At 74.1% G+C, this 18808-nt stretch carries 20 protein-coding genes; 8 read left to right on the top strand and 12 right to left on the bottom strand.

Annotation, left to right across the window (positions count from 1 at the left end; translation table 11 throughout):
* Window positions 1–95: 95 nt before the first annotated feature.
* Together GEV43_RS10590 and GEV43_RS10585 are read left to right on the top strand one after the other, a co-directional pair.
* Entirely contained in the window at window positions 96–461 is a 366-nt protein-coding gene (locus tag GEV43_RS10590; RefSeq protein ID WP_309239574.1) for a DUF2516 family protein, read from the top strand.
* Between the two features lie 16 nt (window positions 462–477).
* The gene (locus GEV43_RS10585; RefSeq protein ID WP_160820530.1) at window positions 478–1206 is read left to right on the top strand and encodes an alanyl-tRNA editing protein; all 729 of its coding nucleotides are present in this window, start codon (window positions 478–480) and stop codon (window positions 1204–1206) included.
* 102 nt (window positions 1207–1308) lie between these two features.
* Here GEV43_RS10585 and GEV43_RS10580 read toward each other — a convergent pair whose 3' ends face one another.
* Window positions 1309–1944: a TetR family transcriptional regulator gene (locus GEV43_RS10580; RefSeq protein ID WP_160820529.1), complete on the bottom strand. Its 636-nt coding sequence runs from the start codon at window positions 1942–1944 to the stop codon at window positions 1309–1311.
* Window positions 1945–2034: 90 nt separating this feature from the next.
* On the opposite strand from GEV43_RS10580, the gene GEV43_RS10575 reads away from it, so the two are divergent.
* Window positions 2035–4413 (top strand): MMPL family transporter, encoded by a 2379-nt coding sequence (locus GEV43_RS10575; RefSeq protein WP_160820528.1) that lies wholly within the window; start codon window positions 2035–2037, stop codon window positions 4411–4413.
* Between the two features lie 92 nt (window positions 4414–4505).
* Here the strand turns inward: GEV43_RS10575 and GEV43_RS10570 are convergent, their stop codons facing one another.
* Together GEV43_RS10570 and GEV43_RS10565 are read right to left on the bottom strand one after the other, a co-directional pair.
* Window positions 4506–5402: a cytochrome d ubiquinol oxidase subunit II gene (locus GEV43_RS10570; RefSeq protein ID WP_160820527.1), complete on the bottom strand. Its 897-nt coding sequence runs from the start codon at window positions 5400–5402 to the stop codon at window positions 4506–4508.
* A complete protein-coding gene (locus GEV43_RS10565; RefSeq protein WP_241682851.1) occupies window positions 5399–6895 on the bottom strand; it encodes a cytochrome ubiquinol oxidase subunit I in 1497 nt (498 codons plus the stop codon). Before GEV43_RS10565 ends, GEV43_RS10570 begins: the two co-directional genes overlap by 4 nt.
* A gap of 93 nt (window positions 6896–6988) precedes the next feature.
* On the opposite strand from GEV43_RS10565, the gene GEV43_RS10560 reads away from it, so the two are divergent.
* Both GEV43_RS10560 and GEV43_RS10555 read left to right on the top strand, forming a co-directional pair.
* Window positions 6989–7372 (top strand): BlaI/MecI/CopY family transcriptional regulator, encoded by a 384-nt coding sequence (locus tag GEV43_RS10560; protein WP_160820526.1) that lies wholly within the window; start codon window positions 6989–6991, stop codon window positions 7370–7372.
* Window positions 7369–8277 (top strand): M56 family metallopeptidase, encoded by a 909-nt coding sequence (locus GEV43_RS10555; protein ID WP_160820525.1) that lies wholly within the window; start codon window positions 7369–7371, stop codon window positions 8275–8277. The genes GEV43_RS10560 and GEV43_RS10555 overlap by 4 nt, the downstream gene beginning before the upstream one ends.
* Here GEV43_RS10555 and GEV43_RS10550 read toward each other — a convergent pair.
* The 4 genes from GEV43_RS10550 to GEV43_RS10535 form a co-directional block, all read right to left on the bottom strand.
* Entirely contained in the window at window positions 8264–9736 is a 1473-nt protein-coding gene (locus GEV43_RS10550; RefSeq protein WP_160820524.1) for an MFS transporter, read from the bottom strand. The two genes, GEV43_RS10555 and GEV43_RS10550, sit on opposite strands and share 14 nt — an antisense overlap.
* 76 nt (window positions 9737–9812) lie before the next feature.
* Entirely contained in the window at window positions 9813–10295 is a 483-nt protein-coding gene (locus tag GEV43_RS10545; RefSeq protein WP_160820523.1) for a MarR family winged helix-turn-helix transcriptional regulator, read from the bottom strand.
* Between the two features lie 71 nt (window positions 10296–10366).
* Window positions 10367–10993 (bottom strand): TetR/AcrR family transcriptional regulator, encoded by a 627-nt coding sequence (locus tag GEV43_RS10540; RefSeq protein WP_160820522.1) that lies wholly within the window; start codon window positions 10991–10993, stop codon window positions 10367–10369.
* 88 nt (window positions 10994–11081) lie between these two features.
* The gene (locus GEV43_RS10535) at window positions 11082–11903 is read right to left on the bottom strand and encodes a class I SAM-dependent methyltransferase (protein WP_160820521.1); all 822 of its coding nucleotides are present in this window, start codon (window positions 11901–11903) and stop codon (window positions 11082–11084) included.
* Between the two features lie 112 nt (window positions 11904–12015).
* Here GEV43_RS10535 and GEV43_RS10530 point away from each other — a divergent pair, with 112 nt between their 5' ends.
* A complete protein-coding gene (locus GEV43_RS10530) occupies window positions 12016–12789 on the top strand; it encodes a dioxygenase (RefSeq protein ID WP_160824444.1) in 774 nt (257 codons plus the stop codon).
* A 74-nt stretch (window positions 12790–12863) separates the two neighbouring features.
* Here the strand turns inward: GEV43_RS10530 and GEV43_RS10525 are convergent, their stop codons facing one another.
* The 3 genes from GEV43_RS10525 to GEV43_RS10515 all read right to left on the bottom strand — a co-directional run bounded on the left by GEV43_RS10525 (window position 12864) and on the right by GEV43_RS10515 (window position 15998).
* Window positions 12864–13697 (bottom strand): NAD(P)-dependent oxidoreductase, encoded by an 834-nt coding sequence (locus GEV43_RS10525; protein ID WP_160820520.1) that lies wholly within the window; start codon window positions 13695–13697, stop codon window positions 12864–12866.
* Window positions 13698–13836: 139 nt separating this feature from the next.
* A complete protein-coding gene (locus GEV43_RS10520; protein WP_160820519.1) occupies window positions 13837–15285 on the bottom strand; it encodes a cell wall metabolism sensor histidine kinase WalK in 1449 nt (482 codons plus the stop codon).
* Between the two features lie 14 nt (window positions 15286–15299).
* Window positions 15300–15998, bottom strand: coding sequence for a response regulator transcription factor (locus GEV43_RS10515; RefSeq protein ID WP_160820518.1), 699 nt, complete (start codon window positions 15996–15998; stop codon window positions 15300–15302).
* Window positions 15999–16118: 120 nt separating this feature from the next.
* On the opposite strand from GEV43_RS10515, the gene GEV43_RS10510 reads away from it, so the two are divergent.
* Both GEV43_RS10510 and GEV43_RS10505 read left to right on the top strand, forming a co-directional pair.
* Window positions 16119–16709 (top strand): PepSY domain-containing protein, encoded by a 591-nt coding sequence (locus GEV43_RS10510; protein WP_160820517.1) that lies wholly within the window; start codon window positions 16119–16121, stop codon window positions 16707–16709.
* Between the two features lie 221 nt (window positions 16710–16930).
* Window positions 16931–17443, top strand: a complete 513-nt coding sequence (locus GEV43_RS10505) for an O-acetyl-ADP-ribose deacetylase (RefSeq protein WP_160820516.1) — start codon at window positions 16931–16933, stop codon at window positions 17441–17443.
* A 28-nt stretch (window positions 17444–17471) separates the two neighbouring features.
* Here the strand turns inward: GEV43_RS10505 and GEV43_RS10500 are convergent, their stop codons facing one another.
* Window positions 17472–17933, bottom strand: a complete 462-nt coding sequence (locus GEV43_RS10500) for a universal stress protein (RefSeq protein WP_160820515.1) — start codon at window positions 17931–17933, stop codon at window positions 17472–17474.
* Window positions 17934–18009: 76 nt separating this feature from the next.
* Window positions 18010–18801 (bottom strand): TIGR03084 family metal-binding protein, encoded by a 792-nt coding sequence (locus tag GEV43_RS10495; protein WP_160820514.1) that lies wholly within the window; start codon window positions 18799–18801, stop codon window positions 18010–18012.
* Window positions 18802–18808: the final 7 nt, after the last annotated feature.

The raw sequence follows: 18808 nt of genomic DNA, 5'->3' as shown, positions 1-18808 counted from the left end.
CGGGCTGGACGCCACCCGTAGGGTTGAGGGGCGGAGATCCCGTGGTGTGCGACAGGGAGTCGCCCTCCGAGACTGGCAGGGAGCGCTGATCACCGGTGGCCGACCTCAGTGTGCTGGACTACTTCTTCTGGCTTCTCATGATCATCGCGCTCGTGATGGAGGTCTGGGCGCTGGTCGACGGGCTGACCACCCCCGAGGCCGCGTACGCGGCGGCGAGCAAGCTGACCAAGAAGCTGTGGCTGATCATCCTGGTGGTGGCCGCCGTGGTCGGCGCCGCGTACACCGTGGCGCCGCTGGCCTGGGGCGGCAAGCCCACCATGCTGCTGCTCGGCATCCTCCCGGTGGCCGCGTTCATCGCCTCGGCGGTCTACCTCGCCGACGTCAAGCCCGCGGTGGCCCCGTTCAAGAAGAAGGGGCGCGGCGGCGGCCGTTCCAACATGGGCCCGTACGGCCCCTGGTGATCCGTAGGGTGGCGCCATGACCGCCCACGGCCGTACGGCCCGCCTCGAACTCGACGACCAGGACCTGCGCGAATGGGACGCCGTCGTGCTCGACGCGAGCCCCGACGGGATCGTTCTCGACCGGTCGGCGTTCTACCCGGGCGGCGGCGGGCAGCCCCCCGACCACGGCGTGCTGCTCTGGCAGGGCGTCCAGACGCGCATCGAGGGCGTCCGCAAGGCCGACGACCTGACCCTGATCCCCGCCGAGGACGACCCCGTGCCGCCCGCCGGGACGGCCGTGCGCTGCGCCGTCGAGGACGAGCGCCGCACCGCCCTGATGCGCACCCACTCCGGCCTGCACCTGCTCTGCGGCGTGGTGTTCCGCGACTACGGCTGCCTGGTCACCGGCGGCAACATGGAGCCGCTGTCCGCCCGCATGGACTTCGACCTGCGCGAGGTCCCGCCCGGCTTCAAGCAGGCCGTCGAGGACGCCTGCAACGCCGAGATCGAGGCCGACCGCCGCATCGACGTCCGCACGCTCCCGCGCGCCGAGGCGTTCGACATCCCCGACATCATCCGCACGGCCACCAACCTCGTCCCGCCCGAGGTTCAGGACGTCCGCATCGTCGACATCGTCGGCCTCGACACCCAGGCCGACGGCGGCACCCACGTCGCCTCCACCCGCCAGGTAGGCCGCATCACCGTCGCCAAGGTGGAGAACAAGGGCCGAGGCTTCCGCCGCCTCCGCATCAAACTCTCCCCCTGAGCCGACGCCCTCGCGGGGGGGGGGGGGCGGGGACGTGGTAGCGGAGTGAAAGGTGGGCCGGGCACCGGAGCGCGGGCGCCTCCGCGGTCCGGTGCCCGGCGTTCAGGGGGCCCCTTCGGACGGGGCGGTGAGGGCGGTCAGGGAGCCGAGGCCGTGCTCGACGATGGTGAGGGCGCGGTCGAGGGCGGCGCGCATGGAGGCCGGTTCGTAGCCGTGGCGGCGGCAGTGGACGACGACGGCCTGCATGCCGCCCACGGCGATGCCGGCGGCGGCGACGGCGTCGATCTCGTCGATGCCGGGGCACAGCTCGTGCAGGCGGGCCTCGATCTCCTCCTGCGTGGCGGTGAGGCGCTGGAGGGCGCGGGCCTGGAGGCCGGGGCGTTCGAGGATCAGGCGGACCTGGACGGCGCCGTACTCGCCGTGCTCGGCGACGATCGCCTCGGTCACGTCCACGACGCAGCGGCGGATGGTCTCCAGCGGGGGCTCGCCGGGCGGGCGGTCGGACAGGCGCTCGGCGACCTCGGCGAGGCGGTCGTCGATCTCGGTGAAGACCACGTCCTCCTTGCTCGGGAAGTAGCTGAAGAACGTGCGGGGCGACACGTCGGCGGCGGCCGTGATGTCGGCGATCGTGGTCTCCTCGTAGCCGCGCTCGGCGAACAGCCGGAGCGCGGCGGACGCGATCGCCCACCGGGTGCGGCGCTTCTTGCGCTCGCGCAGGCCCGTCTCGACGTGATCCACATCACGGACGTTACCACGACTGCAAAGTTGCAGCTATTGCAAATCTGCATCGGGCGTGTTTTTCTGCCGGATATGGCGCGATTCCTCGACATGCTGGGCCGTATCTGTGTGCGGCGGCGGCGTACGGTGTTCGAGGTCTGGCTGGTCGTGATGATCGGCACGGCGGTGCTCGGGGTGACGCACGGCGGCATGTTCGTCCAGCAGAGCACGCTGCCGGGCACCGAGACCCAGCGCGCCATCGACACGTTGCGGCAGGACTTCCCGGCGATGACGGGGCCGACGGCGACCGTGGTGTTCCGCGCGACCGACCAGGCGAGCCCGGGGGACTGGCGGGTCGCGCTGGAGGTCGGCAAGGCGATCGGCAACATCACCGAGCTGAAGCGCGTGGCGTTCGCCGAGAACCCGTACGTGCAGGGCATGGGCGGGATGAAGAGCCACGACGCCGTCGTGGTGCGGATCAACTTCGCCGGGACGATGGGCGACGTCGGCACCGCGGACCTCGACGCGCTGAACGACGCGGTGGAGCCCGCGCGGATGGCCGGGCTGGACGTCAAGTTCGGCGGGATCGTGTCGATGATCCTCAACCAGCCGAAGGGCGGCCCGCAGGAGGGCGTCGGGATCGTGCTGGCGGTGGTCGTGCTGCTGCTGGCGTTCGGGTCGTTCCTCGCGGCGGGCATCCCGATCGTGGTGTCGCTGTGCGGGATGGTCGTCGCCTACTCGGCGATCCACTTCTCGGCGTCGCTGCTGGAGATGCATCCGACCGCGCCGATGGTCGCGGCGATGCTCGGGATCGGCGCGGGCATCGACTACGCGCTGTTCATCGTGACGCGCTACCGCCAGCAGCTCGCGGCGGGCGACGACGTCGAGACCGCCGTCGGACGGGCGATGGCGCATTCGGGGCACGCGGTCGTGTTCGCGGGCGGAACGGTCGTGTTCGCGATCTGCGGCCTGTTCCTGTCCGGGATCGACTTCATCGGACGGATTGGCGCCGCGTCCGCCTTGGCCGTCGCGCTGATGGTGCTCGCCGCACTGACGCTGCTGCCCGCGATCCTCGGAGCGCTCGGCACGCGCATCGACCGCTACCGGCTGCCCCGCGTGCGTCCGGACCGTTCGTCCGACCGGTGGACGGCGTGGGGACGGCACGTGGACCGGCACGCCTGGCCGTACGCGATCGTCGCCACGCTCGTGCTGCTGGCGCTCGCGATCCCGACGCTCAGCCTGCGGTTCGGGGTGATGTCCGACAGCACGGCGTCGCCCAAGATGGCGTCGCGGCAGGCGTACGACGTCGTCGCGAAGGAGTTCGGAGCCGGGCACTACAGCCCGTTCGTCGTGGTCGCGAAGGTCCCCGGGCCCGAACGGCGCGTCAAGCAGGAGACCAAGAAGAGCAAGAAGGGCAAGAAGCCGAAGGAGAAGGACGGCGCCGACCGGGGGCTGCCCGTCATCAAGGGCGCGGACGGGCTGAGCGGGCTCAGCGGCCCGCAGCCCGGCGCGGTCAAGCCGTCCGCCGAGCCGGACGCGAAGCGCGAGGCGGAGCCGGGCATCCCCCGGATCAAGGGGATGCCGGACATGACCAAGAAGCCGGACAAGCGCGCCACGCTCCTCGCGCAGCGGCTGAAGCAGCGCATCGGCGAGGTGCCCGGCGTGGCGTTCGTCGCCGAGCCCGTCGTCACGGGGACGACCGCGACGCTCCAGGTCGTCCCGGCCGGGGCGCCGCACGCCGAGGAGACCACCGAGCTGGTGCACCGGCTGCGGGACAACGACATCCCGGCCGTACGGGCGACGCAGCCGGGCGCGCAGGTGTACCTCGGGGGCGAGAACCCGGCGATCATCGACCTGGCGGACACGGTCGGGGACCGGATGCCGACCGTGGTGGTCGCGGTCGTCGGCGTCGCGCTGGTCCTGCTGATCGCCGCGTTCCGGTCGGTGGTGGTGCCGCTGAAGGCCGCGCTGATGAACCTGCTGTCGATCGGCGCGTCGTTCGGCGTGGTGACGGCGGTGTTCCAGTGGGGCTGGGGGATCACCCTGCTCGGCGTGGACCAGGCCATCCCGATCATGTCGTTCGTGCCGCTGTTCATGTTCGCGCTGATCTTCGGGCTGTCGATGGACTACGAGGTGTTCCTGCTGTCGCGGATCAAGGAGGAGTACGAGCGCACCGGCGACCCGCACGAGAGCGTGGTGATCGGGATCGGCGCCACCGCCCGGCTGATCACCTCCGCCGCGCTCATCATGATCTTCGTGTTCGCGAGCTTCGTGCCGCAGCCCGACCCGACGGTGAAGATGATGGCGCTCGGCCTCGCCGTCGCGGTCGCGGTGGACGCCACGATCGTGCGGCTGGTGCTCGTCCCGGCGCTGATGAGCCTGCTCGGCCACGCCAACTGGTGGTGGCCGGGCCGGGGCCGCCCGCGCCCGCCCGAGCCGCCGCCGACCCGGCCCGCGCCCGAGCAGCTCGAACTGACCTCCATCGGCTGAACGGCCCGTCCGCTGAACGGGCCGTCCGCGAGAGGAACGAGAGCGGCGTGCCGGGGGAGGTTGCCGACCGTGACCCCGGCACGCCGCCCGGTCTAGGGCCGCTGCTTCGGCGCGGCGCGCTGGAACAGCACGAACAGCCACGTCATGGACGGGACGAGGATCAGCGCGCCCACCCCGAGCGCGGCGAAGACGACCTGGAGGACGGCGTCGTGCGCGGCGGCGGCGTCCAGGTCCAGGCCCGCCATCTCCGCGGCGCCCCACAGGACGGTCACGACCGCGAGCGCGCCCGTCACCCGTACGGCGAGGTACGCGCGGCGCACGATGAGGACGAGCGAGGTGAGCCCGGCCGCGGCCGACAGCAGGATCAGCGGCGAGTGGACGCCGAGCGCGGCGGCCCCGGGCAGGGCGAACAGCCCGACCGCCGCCCCCGACAGCAGGGCGTAGCCGCGGAAGCGCAGCGCCGCGCCGTCGTCGGCGAGCCGCCGCGCGTCCCAGATCAGGTAGACGGCGGCGAGGTAGGCGCACAGCGCGGTGGTGAGGACCCCGCCGTACACCCCGGCCGCGCCGAGCCAGGACCCCTCGCCCGTCGCGACCGCCGCGGCGACCGCGCCGAGGCAGTACGGGGTGAGGACGGACGAGACGCCGAAGACCCACCGGTACCGGCTCCGGTCCGGGACGGCCTTGCTGAACACGAACGCGCTGCCCCGTCCGACGATGCCGAGCGCCGCGAGCGACAGCGGGACCCAGTGCCGCGCCGTCACGTCCGCGAAGATCGGCGGGAACGCGGTCCAGGTCAGCACCATCACGAAGATCAGCCAGACGTGGTTGGCCTCCCAGAGCGGGCCCATGGCGTGCTCGATCACGTCCTTGTCCGTGCGGCGGCGCGACACCAGGTGCCACAGCCCGGCGCCGAAGTCGGCCCCGCCGAACAGCAGGTACGCGGACAGCCCCAGCAGGATCAGCCCCAGCGCGATGTCGGCGTAGCTCATCGCCCGCTCCTCACTTCGCGCGAACGCGTTCCCTCGGCGGGTGCCTCGTCCGTCGGCGCGGACGGCTCGGGCGCGTCGCCGCCGGACGGCAGGGCGGGTTCGGGACGCCGCCGCATCCGGCGCAGGACGCTGATCGTCGCGACGGCGAGCACGGTGTAGACCGCGAGCACGATGTAGAGGCCCCAGCGCAGGCCGGGGTTGGGGTTGACGGCCTCCTCGGTGCGCATCACGCCGTACACGATCCACGGCTGGCGGCCGACCTCGGTGGTCGTCCAGCCCGCCTCCATCGCGATCGCGGCGGCGACGCCGGCGAGCGCGGCGGTGCGCAGGAACCAGGGCTTCCAGGGCAGGTCGCGGCGGCGGCCCAGCTCGCCCGCGCGGCCCGCCGCGCGGCGGCGCAGCCACCACGCCAGCGCCCACCAGGCGGCGAGCGCGAGCAGCGCGACGCCGAGCGCGATCATGATCTCGAACGACGTCTTGACGACCTCGGCGGGCGGCCGGACGTCCTCGGGGATCGCGTCCATCCCGCGCAGCGTGGCGTGCGCGTCGAACTTCAGCATCAGCGACAGCGCGTTCGGGATCTCGAAGAACGCGAACCGGAACGGCACGCCGGCCTCGGTGTGCTCGACGCCCTCCATCGCCGCGAACTTCGCGGGCTGGTTGTCGTGCACGAACCGGATCGCCCAGTCGCCGACGACCACCTGGAGCGGCGCGCAGACCGCGCCGAGCGAGAACGGGATCGCGAAGCCGAGCCGGTGGTAGCGGTCCACGCGCCCGGCGCGGTGGTCGCGCAGCAGCGCGACGGCGTAGACGGACGCGACGATGAACCCGCAGACCATCAGCGAGGCGAGGATCAGGTGGACGGCCTGGACGGGCGTCGCCGGGTTGAACATCGCGGCGAGCGGGTCCACGTCGGTGACCTTGCCGTCCACCAGCTTGAAGCCGCGCGGCTGGTTCATCCACGAGTTGACCGTGAGGACGAACGAGGCCGACAGCAGCCCGGCGACGACGACCGGGATGCCGGTGGCGAAGTGTGCGCGGGGCGAGAGCCGGTCCCAGCCGTACAGGTAGATCCCCATGAAGATCGCCTCGATGAAGAAGGCGATGCCCTCCAGGGCGAACGCGGCGCCGAAGACCTGCCCGTACTTGTCCATGAAGCCGGGCCACAGCGTGCCCATCTCGAACGACAGGACGGTTCCGGAGACGGCGCCCACGGCGAACAGCACCCCGGCGGCCTTCATCCAGCGGCGGGCCAGCTCGGCGTACACCGGGTCGCCGGTGCGCAGGGAGCGCCACTCGGCGAGCAGGGTGATCGCGGGCAGGCCGATGCCGATCGAGGCCAGCACGATGTGGAACCCGAGGGTGAACGCCATCTGCTGGCGGGCGGCCATGAAGTCGGCCGGGGACGCGGCGCCGTGACCGGGGTCCGCGAGGGGCCCGGCGGCGGGGGACGCGGCGGCGACCGCGTCGGCGAGGAGCGCGACGGTGCTCATACGACCCAACGTAGTACTACGAGCTGTAGTACTTAAGCGTGTAGTACTACCCGGCGTGGTGATCTGTCTCTCAGATCGGTTAACCTGGCTGTCGTGAAGGGTCTGGGAGAGCTTGAACGCACGGTCATGGAGGTCCTCTGGGCGCGGAAGGACGCCGGCCGCCGCGCGGCCACGGCGCGCGACGTCAGCCGTGCGCTCGCGGGCGACCGCGATCTGGCGCACACTACGGTCATGACCGTTCTCGACAGGCTCGCGAAGAAGGGCTTCCTGGAGCGCGAGCGCGACGGCCGCGCATGGCGGTACGATCCCGTCGCGAGCCGCGAGGGGTACGTCACCGAGCTGATGCTCGGCGCGCTGGCCGAGACCGGTGACCGCGACGCCGCGCTGGCTCACTTCGTGCGCTCGGTCTCGCAGGACGAGGCCGACGTGATCCGCCAGGCCCTGGCCGGCCTCACGAGCAAGGAGCCACCCGCATGACCGGCACCGCCCTGCTCGCACTGATCTCGCTCGGGACCGTAGGCGGGGCGCACTTCCTGTCGAGGGCCCGGTGGACCTGGCGCACCCCGCGCACGGGGATCGCCCTCTGGCAGGCCCTCGGCCTCGGCTGGGGCATCGCCACCATCGGCACGCTGCTCGGCCTCGCCCTGCTCCCCTACCAGAAGGGGATCGCGGGCGGGCTGCCCGGACTGCTCGCCGACCAGGCCGGACGGCTCGGCGCCGCGCACATGGCCGCGCTGCTCGCCGCCGTCAGCCTCACCGCCGTGCTGCTGGCCATGCTGATGTACGCGGTGCTGCGCGTCGTCCGCGCCCGGCACCGGCACCGCGCGCTGCTGGCCCTGGTCTCCCGCCGCGACTCCGCCGTCCCCGGCACCCTGGTCCTCGACCACCCGGCCGCGGCGGCCTACTGCGTTCCGGGCGTCCGCTCGTCCAAGGTCGTGGTCAGCGCGGGCACGCTCGCCCTGCTCGACCCGGCCGAGCTGGCCGCCGTCCTCGCGCACGAGCGCGCGCACGCGCGCGAGCGGCACGACCTGGTGCTGCTGCCGTTCACCTCGCTGCGCCAGGTCTTCCCGCAGTTCCGGCTGGTCGGACGGTGCCTCGACGCGGTCGAGCTGCTGATCGAGATGGCCGCCGACGACCGCGCCCGGCGCGACCGGCCGCCGCGCGAGCTGGCGACCGCCCTGCTGCGGTTCGCCGCCGCCCGCCCGGCCGCCGTCCCGAGCGGCACGCTCGGCGTCGCCTCCCACGACGACATCCCGGTGATGGCGCGGGTCAACCGGCTGCTGGAGCCCGCTCCGGTGCGGCGCTCCACCCGCGTGGCCGCCACCGTCGCCGTCCCCGTCATCGCCGGCCTCCCCCTCATCCTCTGCGTCATCCCGCACTGACCCGCTGGTCCCGCCCGGCCCGATCCGCCCGCGGCGCGGCGGGCCCCGCCGCGGGCGGGGCGGGACGGCGCAGCACGACCACCGCGAGGACGATCGCGGCGGCGAGCAGCCCGGCGCCGATCTCGAACGCGAGGCGGTAGCCGCCGGTCAGCGCCTCCGGCGACGGGCGGCCCTCCCCGAGCAGGCGCCCGGTGCGGGTCGCGGCGAGCGTGGACAGCGCGGCGACGCCGACCGCGGCGCCGATCTGCTGCGTGGTGGTGAACAGCCCGGACGCGGCGCCCGCGTCCTCGGGCCTGGCCCCCGACATGCCGAGCGCCGTCAGCGCGGGCATCGCGAGCCCGAACCCGCCGGTCAGCAGCATCACCGGCAGCAGGTCGAGCGGGTAGGCGCCGTCCACGGGGACGCGGGCGAGCAGCAGGCGGCCCGCCAGCAGCAGGCCGAGCCCGGCGAGCAGGACGGCGCGCTCCCCGAAGCGGGCGACGGCCCTGGCCGACAGGCCGAGGGAGAACGCCGCGATCGCGACCGCCGCCGGCAGCATCGCGAAGCCGGTGCCGGTCGCGCCGTAGCCGAGCACGTTCTGCATGTAGAGCGCGACGATGACCTGGAAGCTGAACATCGCGGCGAGCATCAGCATCTGGATCGCGTTGGCGCCCCACACGTTGCGCGAGCGCAGGACGCGCAGCGGCAGCAGCGGGCTCCGCGCGGTCGCCTGCCGGGCGACGAACCCGGCGAGCAGCGCGAGGGACGCGGCGGCGAGGCCGAGCGTGCGGCCCGAGGTCCAGCCGTGGCCCGACGCCTGGACGATCGCGTACACGCCGATCATGGTCCCGGCGGTGCCGAGCAGCGCGCCGAGCGCGTCGGCGCCCGCGCGCAGCCCGAGGCCGCGGTCGGCGGGCAGGGCGCGCAGCGCGAGCAGCCCGGCGGCCAGCCCGATCGGCAGGTTGACGAAGAAGATCCAGTGCCAGCTCAGCACGTCGGTGAGCACCCCGCCGAGCACCTGCCCGATGGAGGCCCCGGACGCGCCGGTGAACGCGTACGCGCCGATGGCCCGGCCCCGCTCGCGCGGCTCGGTGAACAGCGTGACGATCATCCCGAGGCTGACCGCGGAGGCCATCGCGCCGCCCGCGCCCTGGAGGAACCGGGCGGCGATCAGGGTCGCCGGGTTCGCCGCGACGCCGCACAGCACCGAGGCGAGGGTGAAGACCGCGAGCCCGGCGACGAACATCCGGCGGCGCCCGACCAGGTCGCCGAGCCGTCCGGCGAGCAGCAGCAGCCCGCCGAACGCGATCACGTAGGCGTTGACCGTCCAGGTCAGCCCGGACGGGGAGAAGCCGAGGTCGGCCTGGACGGCGGGCAGCGCCACGGTGACGATGCTGCCGTCCAGGATGATCATCAGCATCCCGGCGCAGAGCACCGCGAGCGCGAGCGCGCGGGACCGGGGGCTCTCGGAGGTGGGCATGCAATCTCTCCTGTCGTGGAAGAACAGGAGAGACGTTAGCAGATGGTTTTGTAGTAGACGATCCCGTACGGGACGGTTAAGCCTGGCGGGCTCGCCTGACCGGCTGGGGAACCTCGGCGGGCGTGGACAGGTGGCCTTCGACCAGGCGCGTCAGGGCCCGCTCGAACACGGCGCGCTCGCCGTCCGGCAGCGCGGCGAACGCCGCCTCGTGCACGCCGTCCACGATCCGCTGGCTGCGCTCGGCGATCCGCGCGCCCTCCTCGGTGACCCAGATGATCCGCGCCCGCCTGTCCTTGGTGGACGGGCGCCGCTCCGCGTATCCGGCCTTCTCCAGCGCGTCCACCGTGACCACCATCGTGGTCTTGTCCATGTCGCCGAGCTCGGCGAGCTGGATCTGGGTGCGCTCCTCCTCCAGCGCGTGGACGAGCACGCAGTGCATCCGGGGCGTCAGCCCGATCTCCGCGAGCGCCGCGGTCATCTGGGTCCGCAGGACGTGGCTCGCGTGGTCCAGCAGGAACGACAGGTCCGATTCGCCGCGCGCGGGTGCCATCGAGGTCATGCGGCCAGCGTAGCTCGTTCGATCCGTGCCGGATTATCCGGAAGCAGCCGTACCGCCGGTCCCGGGCGAGGTCAGGGGGCGATGCCGTGGAGGATCGTGGCGATCAGGCCGTCGATGTCGGCGGGGCCCGGGGGCGGCGGTTCGCCGGGGGCGTCCGCCCGGTGCAGCAGCGCGGACAGCACGGCCTCGTGGCAGACGCCGACGATCATGGAGGCGGCCGAGGCGGGGCGGGCGGTGGGGGCCAGCCGGCCGAGGTCGCGCTCCGCCTCCAGGTAGGCGACCAGCCGGTGGCGCCACTCCTCGCCCGGCAGGCTGTCCGCGGCGAACCGGGCGAGGACCTCGGGCCGTCCGAGCAGTCCGGAGAACGCGGGCATGATGCGCCGGTGCAGGTCCAGGCCGAACGCGACGTGCGCCCGGAGGTTGGCGGCGACGGTCGCGGTGCCGGGCTCGGGCAGCGCGCCGAGCGTGCGCTCGACGGCCTGGACGTGCGCGCGCAGCGCCGTGGCGAGGAGCTCCTCCTTGTCGGCGAAGTGGTTGTAGAGCACCCCGGACGCGACGCCGGCCTCGCTCGCGATGGCGCGGACGGTCAGCCCCGCGGTGCCCCGCGCCGCGATCATCCGCTCGGCGGTGGCGATCAGGTGATCGCGCAGGGTCAGGTCGCCGCCGTCCCGCAGCGCGGCCGCTTTTCGAGGTGACATCACCCCGCATCGTAATGACGTCCGCGTCCGGCGGGCGGGCGGCGGCGCCCGGCCCCCCGCGGCGCGGGCGCCGGAGGCCGGGACGCGGTCACCGGCGGGCCGTGACGAGCCAGGCGGAGCCGCGCAGGCGGACGGCGCCCTCCCGCTCGAACGGGCGCAGCGCCTCGGTGAGCGCCTCGCGGGCGCGGGCCGCGGCCTCCGGTCCGGCGAGGTCGCAGTGGTACTTGACCGGGCCCCATTCGCCCAGGAAGGCCGCGGCGTCGGCGACGTCCCGTCCCCAGACGCCCTCGGCCTCCACGCGGGCGCAGCCGAAGCCGGTGAAGCCCGCCTCGGTGAGGACGGCGCGGGTCCGGTCGGGGTCGGCGAACGAGGTGGGGCCGGTGCCGTCCGGGCCGGTCGGGCGGGGGAGGTGCTCGCCCATGGCGGCGAGGACCGAGCCCAGCTCCGTTCCCTCCAGCGCGGTCATGCAGAGGAACGCCAGCCGTCCGCCGGGGACCAGGGCGCGCGCGACGTTGGCGAACGCGGCGACCGGGTCGGCGAAGAACATCACGCCGAAGCGGCTGATCGCCGCGGTGCTCTCCGGCAGCGGGTGGACCTGCGCGTCGCCCCGCTCGAACGTCACGTTCGCGACGCCCTCCTCGGCGGCGAGCGCGCGTGCCCGGTCGAGCATCGGCCCGGACAGGTCGATGCCCGTCGCGGCGCGGGCGCGGCGGGCGGCCAGCCGGGTGACCTGGCCGTTGCCGCAGCCGAGGTCGAGGACGCGGTCCTCGGCGGTGAGCGCGGCGGCGTCCAGGAGGGCGGCGTTGAAGCCGCCGTTGACCTGGTCGTACCGGTCGTGGTGGTCGGCCCAGTGGCGGCCCTCGTAGCCGTTCCACGCCTCGGACTGGTGGGTGTTGACGATCTGCGGCACGGAGCCTCCCGATATGAACGTGCGTTCATGAACGTTCGTTCATAGTACATGCCCGAGGCGGAGCGCATAATGATTGAACGATCAACCTGTTCAGGGGGGCCAGATGACCCGGATGCCCGCGCTCTACCTCAGCCACGGCGCGCCGCCGCTCGCCGACGACGCGGTGTGGACGGACCAGCTCGCCCGCTGGGCCGCCGGGCTGCCGAGGCCCGAGGCGATCCTCATGGTGTCGGCGCACTGGGAGCAGGCGCCGCCGACCGTCGGCGCGACCCGTACCGTGCCGCTGGTCTACGACTTCTGGGGCTTCCCGCGGCACTACTACGCCGTCCGGTACGAGGCGCCGGGCGCGCCGGGGCTGGCGGCCGACGTGCGCGCGCTGCTGCCGGGCGTCCGCCAGGACGAGGAGCGCGGGCTGGACCACGGCGCGTACGTCCCGCTCGTGGAGATGTATCCGGACGCCGACGTGCCCGTGCTCCAGATGTCCATGCCGACGCTGGAGCCGGAACGGCTCTTCGAGGTGGGGCGGAGGCTCGCGCCGCTGCGCGATCAGGGCGTTCTCATCGTCGGGAGCGGTTTCACCACGCACAACCTGCGGGAGATGAGCCCGGGGCCGGACGCGCCCGCGCCCGCGTGGTCGCGGGAGTTCGACGACTGGACGGAACGGGCCGTCGCGGCCGGAGACATCGACGCGCTGCTCGACTTCCGGACGAAGGCCCCGGCGGCGCGCGTCGCGCACCCGCGGACGGAGCACTTCGCGCCGCTGTTCGTGGCGCTCGGCGCCGACGCCGACGCCCCCTCCGGCGGGCCCGGGGAGGCGGCCGGGCGCCGGTCGGTCATCGACGGCTACTGGTTCGGGCTGGCCAAGCGCTCGTTTCAGTTCGGATAAGGCGGGGCCGGGCCGGGGGCGCGGGCGTGCGGGAGCCGGTCGGAACGGTCCCGCGGGACGGCGGCGCGGACGGGTCAGGCGGTCTCGGCGAAGCCCGTGCGCCAGGTCGGGACCTGCGGCTTCCAGCCGAGCCCGAGCGCCTTGGCGTTGGAGGCCGGGCGTCCGGTGGCGGCGGCGTGCCGCGCGGTGCCCGGCATCGGCGCGCCGAGCGCCTCGCAGTAGACCGGGAGCCACTCGGCCGTCGTCGCGGGCTCGTCGTCGACGACGTTGACGGGGCCGCTCGGCCAGTCCAGCGCGGCGAGCGCGGCCGACGCGGCGTCGTCCACGTGCACAAACGAGGTCCAGGCCGGGGTGAGGGCCAGGTTGCCCGCGCGCACGCGCTCGGCGATCGCGCCGTCCTTGGCGTACCAGGTGCCGGGGCCGTAGAGCGCGCCGTAGCGCAGCACCACACCCCGCGGCATCTCGGCGACCGCGTTCTCCAGCGCGATCACGCCCTGGGACGGCGGCAGCGTCGGGTCGAGCGGGTCGCTCTCGACGGCCGGGGCGTCGCTCGGCACGTACACCCAGGCGATGCTCTGGGCGATCATGGTCTCGACGCCCTCGGCCTTCGCGGCGTCGACCAGGTTGCGGGTGCCGACGACGCGCAGGTGCGAGTTGGCCTCGAAGTCCTCCCCGCTGAGGTCGGTGAGCTGGTGGACGATCACGTCCGGGCGCTGCGCGGCCACCGCGTCGCGGACGGCCCCGGCGTCCAGGGCGTCCATCACGACGGGCGTGGCGTGCAGGTCGGAGACGATCCCGGCGCGGTCCGCGCTGCGGGTGGTGCCGGCGACCTCGTGGCCCGCCTGGGCGAGCAACGGGAGCAGCCGGCGCCCGACAACGCCGGTGGCGCCGGCGACGAGAATCTTCAAGGGGGTACCTCCACGACTTTCACGCCATTGTGTGGCCGTCTCGACGGCAGGATAAGCAGACTCACCGGCCAGGTCACGCCCGGCCAGGGGAATCGGTGCCCATTCGCGACGGCCGAAACGGCTGCGGGCGCCGGACCGCTCAGCCGATCCGGTCGGCGGGCAACCGGATCTCGAAGCACGCACCGCCCCCCGGAGCCTCGCCCGCTACGAGCGTACCGCCGTGGGCGGCGGCGAGGTCCCGCGCGATGGCCAGGCCGAGTCCCGCGCCGCCCTCATCGCGGGCACGAGCCGCATCAAGTCGGACAAAACGGTCAAAAATCCGCTCCCGTTCGTCCGGCGGGACGCCCGGTCCGTCGTCGGTGACCCGGATCACCGCCTGCCCGCCGCGCTCGTCCAGCGTGACCCGGACGGCCGACGAGGCATGGCGTTCGGCGTTGTCGAGCAGGTTGCCGAGGGCCCGCGACAGGCGGCTCGCACTGCCCGCGACCAGCGGTTCGGCCGTGATCTGCGTCTCGATCGGGACGCGCGCGCCCGCGTGCCGTCCGACCTCCTCGCGCACCACGTCGCCGAGCGCGACCGGCGTGCTCCCCGCGGGCCGTTCCCCCGCGTCCAGGCGGGCGAGGAGGAGCAGGTCGGCGGCGAGGTGCTGGAGCCGTACGACGTCGTCCACCACGCCGTCCAGGTCGAGCAGCTCGGGATGCGCGGCGGCCACTTCGAGCTGCGTGCGCAGCGAGGCGATCGGGCTGCGCAGCTCGTGCGAGGCGTCCGCCACGAACCCGCGCTGCCGCGCGACCGAGCGCTCCAGCGCCGCGAGCGTCGCGTTGGTGGTCGCCGCCAGTCGCGCCACCTCGTCCCGCGACCCCGGCTCGGGAACGCGGCGCGCGAGGTCGCCCGACCCGGTGATCTCCGCCATCCCGGCGCTGATCGCGTCCACCGGGCGCAGCGCCCGCCGCGTCACCAGCCACGTCACGAGCGCGACCACGACCAGCAGCACCGGCAGCCCGGCGAGCATCCCGCGCACCACCGCGCCGACCGCCGTGCGCGCGCCCTCCAGGTCGCTGCCCGCGTAGACGGTGACCGTGCGGCCCGCGGGCGTGGTGACCTCCAGCGCGGCGAACCGGTAGTCGCCCGTGCGGCCGTCCACGTCGGCCGTCCCGGTCGAGTAGTCGGGGTCGGACGAGACCTCGCCGCGTTCGGGATCGTCCTTCGGGTCGTCGTCATCGTCATCGTCGCCGCCGCCGCCGTCCGGGCGCGACGTCGACGAGGCGGACGGCGCGGGCCGTACGGCCGAGGTGCCGGTACCGGTGATGGACTTGAGGTCGTCGCTCGCCGCGAGCAGCGTCCCGTGGTCGCCGACGACCTGCGCCGGATGGTCGTCGCCGTCCGGCAGGTCGAGCTTGCCGAACGGCGTCCCGCCCGCGAGCTGCGCGGCGACCTCGCGGGCCGCCACCTCGGCGCGCAGGTCGGCCTGGCCCGCGAGGTTGGCGCGCAGGAGCTGGACGACCACCAGCCCGGCCACGACCAGCGCGACCGCCACGACCGCCGTCGCGCCGGCCGTCGTGCGCGCCCGGACGGACCCGAACCGCATCCCCGGCCCCGCCCTCACCCGCGCCCGTCGCGCCCCGCGCCGCCGTCGGCCGCGAGGCGGTAGCCGACGCCGCGCACGGTGCCGATGGACCTGCGGCCGAACGGGGCGTCCAGCTTGCGGCGCAGCGCGCTGACGTAGACCTCGACGATGTTGGGGTCGCCCTCGTACGCCAGGTCCCAGACGTGCTCGATGATCTGGGCCTTCGACACGACCCGCCCGGCGTTCACGGCGAGCTGCTCCAGCACGGCGAACTCCTTCGCGGTCAGCTCGACCTCCGTCCCGCCGCGCAGGACGCGGCGCGCGGCCGGGTCCACGGTGAGGTCGCCGAGCACGATCGCGGGCGCGCCGCCGCGCGTGCGGCGGCGCAGCAGCGCGCGGATCCGGGCGAGCAGCACCACGTAGGAGAACGGCTTGGTGAGGTAGTCGTCGGCGCCGGTGTCGAGGCCCTCCGCCTCGTCGTACTCGCCGTCCTTGGCGGTCAGCATCAGGATCGGCGTGTCGTCGCCGAGGGCGCGCAGCTCCGCGCACACGCGGTAGCCGTGCATGCCGGGCAGCATGATGTCGAGCAGGATCAGGTCGTAGTCGCACTCCACGGCGCGGTCCAGGCCGCTGACGCCGTCGTGCGCGACGTCCACCGCGAACCCCTCGGCCGCGAGGCCGCGGGCCAGGGACGTCGCGAGGCGGCGCTCGTCCTCGACGATCAGCAGGCGCATGCGTCCAGGCTGCCAGACGAGCCTGAAACCGGCTTCAGGTCGCTTCAGGGTGTCCTCAGGAAAGCGCGGGACGGTGGGGTCATGCGGGTCGTCCGACCCCGCTGACTTGGGAGGGAACACATGAAGACATCGTTGCGCGGACTTCTCGTCGCAGGCGTCGGCGCCGTCGCCCTGGCCGGCGGCGGGGCCGCGTACGCCACCGCGTCGCACTCCGGCGGGAGCGGTCCGGACCGTACGGCCGCGGCAGCCGCGGCGCACGCCGACGGGGACGCCCGGTCCGGCGAGCGCTCGGACGGCGACGACGCCCGCCCCGGCCGGGTCTCCCTGGCGCAGGCCGCGGACGCGGTGCTCAAGGCGGTGCCCGGCAAGATCGAGGAGCTGGAGCTCGACCACGGCCGCTGGGAGGCGGACGTGCTCGCCGGCGACGGCTCGTGGCGCCAGGTCGTCGTGGACGCGGAGACGGCGGCCGTCCACGGCGACCGCGTTGACAAGGAGGGCGGCGAGAACGCGGCGGAGCTGCGCGCGGCCAAGACCGACGCCGTGGGCGCCGCCAAGGCCGCGACCCGCGCCGAGCCCGGCACCGTGACGGCGGTCGACTTCGAGAAGACCTCCTGGGAGGTCGATGTGACGACGGCCGAGAACGTGGAGCACGAGCTGACCGTCGATGCCGGCACGGGCCGCGTCCTCTCGAACCGGGTGGACGAGGACTGATCGGCACGGACTGATCGGCACGGACTGATCGGCGAGGACTGAACGACATGGAAAAGGGACCGTCCGTAATCGGCCGGTCCCTTTCCGTGCGCGGCCGGCGGACGGGGCGGGCGCCGCGCGCGGACGTTGATCATCGGGAGTTTCGCGGCCGTCCCGGCGAGGCATAGCCTCCTGCACCGGACGGCGGGACGGGCGCGGTCCGGGGCATGGGAGGGCGCACGATGAAGATCACGTTGGTCCGCGGCGACATCACCGCCGAGCGGGTGGACGCCGTGGTGAACGCGGCCAACTCCTCGCTGCTGGGCGGGGGCGGGGTGGACGGCGCGATCCACCGCCGGGGCGGCCCGGCGATTTTGGAGGAGTGCCGCAAGCTGCGCGCTTCGCACTACGGCGGCGGGCTGCCGACCGGCCAGGCGGTCGCGACGACCGCGGGCGAGCTGCCGGCCCGATGGGTGATCCACACCGTCGGACCGGTCTACTCGCCCACCGAGGACCGCGCCGACCTGCTGGCCTCCTGCTACCGGGAGTCGCTGCGCGTCGCCGACGACCTCGGCGCCGCGTCCGTGGCGTTCCCGGCGGTGTCGGCGGGGATCTACGGCTGGCCCATGGACGACGCGGCCCGGATCGCGGTCGGCACGGTGCGCGCCACCCCGGCCAAGGTCGCCGACGTGCGGTTCGTCCTGTTCACCTCCGACGCCTGCGCGGCGTTCGAACGCGCCGTCGGCGAGGGGTGACGGCCACTCTCCCTTCGGCGGGCGGGCCCTAGTCCTTCTTCGCGGGCGGGACGACCAGCGTCGGGCGGTGGACGTGGTGGAGCACGCGGGTCGAGACGCTGCCGAGCAGGACGGAGCGGGCGCCCGCGAGCCCGCGCGACCCGGTCACGATCAGCGAGGCGTCCAGCTCGTCGGCGACGTCCACGATGCTCGCCCAGACCGGCCCGTTGCCGCGCTCCGCGCGCGGGGTGACGTCGGTGAGCCCGGCCGCGGCGGCGAGGTCGGCGCCCTGCCGGGCGAGGCCCTCGGCCTGCCTCTCCTCCTCGAACTTGTCGCCGGGCACCTCGGTGGTCACGGGGGTCGCGGCGGCGAGGGGCGCCCAGGAGAGCTGCGTCAGCAGCGGCTCCCACACGGTGAGGACGACGGTGGGCTCGGGGTTGATGTGCCGCGCGGCGTACTCGACGGCGGTGCGGGAGTCTTCCGATCCGTCGTACGCGATGAGAACTGTCATACCCAGAGCATGTCCAAGATCGCCTGAAATCGAACCTGACCAGCCCGGACAGTGGTCAACCTCTCAAACGCTGCTGTCAGGTCACCGGCGCGGCCGGGGCGCGGTCGGCGCCGGGCGGCCCCGCGAACGCCTGCGCGATCCCGAGCCACGCGGCGGCGTCCGTTCCGTTCGCGGTGACCGCGAGGTCCGCCGGGTGGCGGCGGCGGGTGACGAGCAGGCAGAAGTCCAGCGCGGGCCCGGTGACCGACTGCGCCGCGTCCGGCGGGCCCCACGTCCACTCCTCGCCGTCCGGCCCGGCCAGCGCCACGCGGAACTCGTCCGCGGGCGGCCGGAGGCCCCGGTTGTGGAACGCGAAGTCGCGGGTCCGCACGCCGATGTGCGCGACGTGCCGCAGCCGCGCGGTCGGCGGGCGCTCCGCGCCGAGGGCGTCGGCGACGTCCTGGCCGTGCGCCCACGTCTCCATGAGCCGCGCGGTCGCCATGGACGGCGCGCTCATCGGCGGGCCGAGCCACGGCACCCGCGTTCCCGGCGGGACGGCGGCGAGCGCGGCGGCGACCTCGCGCCGCCCGGACCGCCAGCGTTCCAGCAGGTCCGCGGGGTCCTCCCGGGCGCCCTCGGCCGCGCCGTCCTCGACGAACCGCGGGTCGGTCATGGCCCGTTCCACGATCCCGGCGAACGCGTCCGCGTCGGTCGCCGCCACGACGGCCAGCCGGTCGGTCCAGGCGAGGTGCGCGATCTGGTGCGCGATCGTCCACCCCTCGGCGGGCGTCGGCCCGGCCCACCTCCCGGCGTCCAGCGGCGCGACGAGCCGTTCCAGGTCATCGCCCTCGGCGGCGAGGTCGCCGAGCAGTCCTTCGAGATCTGCCATGCCCCCA

It is taken from the genome of Actinomadura sp. J1-007, assembly GCF_009793335.1.
Taxonomy (GTDB): Bacteria; Actinomycetota; Actinomycetes; order Streptosporangiales; family Streptosporangiaceae; genus Spirillospora; species Spirillospora yumaensis.
This window is presented reverse-complemented; position numbering and strand designations above follow the sequence as displayed.

Excerpts from the sequence above, each read along its gene's own strand:
- GEV43_RS10550 (WP_160820524.1), bottom strand. The coding sequence starts at position 9,736 with ATGCCCACCTCCGAGAGCCCCCGGTCCCGCGCGCTCGCGCTCGCGGTG.
- GEV43_RS10570 (WP_160820527.1), bottom strand. The coding sequence starts at position 5,402 with ATGAGCTACGCCGACATCGCGCTGGGGCTGATCCTGCTGGGGCTGTCC.
- GEV43_RS10585 (WP_160820530.1), top strand. The coding sequence starts at position 478 with ATGACCGCCCACGGCCGTACGGCCCGCCTCGAACTCGACGACCAGGAC.
- GEV43_RS10515 (WP_160820518.1), bottom strand. The coding sequence starts at position 15,998 with ATGCGCCTGCTGATCGTCGAGGACGAGCGCCGCCTCGCGACGTCCCTG.
- GEV43_RS10565 (WP_241682851.1), bottom strand. The coding sequence starts at position 6,895 with ATGAGCACCGTCGCGCTCCTCGCCGACGCGGTCGCCGCCGCGTCCCCC.
- GEV43_RS10530 (WP_160824444.1), top strand. The coding sequence starts at position 12,016 with ATGCCCGCGCTCTACCTCAGCCACGGCGCGCCGCCGCTCGCCGACGAC.
- GEV43_RS10500 (WP_160820515.1), bottom strand. The coding sequence starts at position 17,933 with ATGACAGTTCTCATCGCGTACGACGGATCGGAAGACTCCCGCACCGCC.
- GEV43_RS10505 (WP_160820516.1), top strand. The coding sequence starts at position 16,931 with ATGAAGATCACGTTGGTCCGCGGCGACATCACCGCCGAGCGGGTGGAC.
- GEV43_RS10520 (WP_160820519.1), bottom strand. The coding sequence starts at position 15,285 with ATGCGGTTCGGGTCCGTCCGGGCGCGCACGACGGCCGGCGCGACGGCG.
- GEV43_RS10510 (WP_160820517.1), top strand. The coding sequence starts at position 16,119 with ATGAAGACATCGTTGCGCGGACTTCTCGTCGCAGGCGTCGGCGCCGTC.
- GEV43_RS10540 (WP_160820522.1), bottom strand. The coding sequence starts at position 10,993 with ATGTCACCTCGAAAAGCGGCCGCGCTGCGGGACGGCGGCGACCTGACC.
- GEV43_RS10495 (WP_160820514.1), bottom strand. The coding sequence starts at position 18,801 with ATGGCAGATCTCGAAGGACTGCTCGGCGACCTCGCCGCCGAGGGCGAT.
- GEV43_RS10575 (WP_160820528.1), top strand. The coding sequence starts at position 2,035 with ATGCTGGGCCGTATCTGTGTGCGGCGGCGGCGTACGGTGTTCGAGGTC.
- GEV43_RS10545 (WP_160820523.1), bottom strand. The coding sequence starts at position 10,295 with ATGACCTCGATGGCACCCGCGCGCGGCGAATCGGACCTGTCGTTCCTG.
- GEV43_RS10555 (WP_160820525.1), top strand. The coding sequence starts at position 7,369 with ATGACCGGCACCGCCCTGCTCGCACTGATCTCGCTCGGGACCGTAGGC.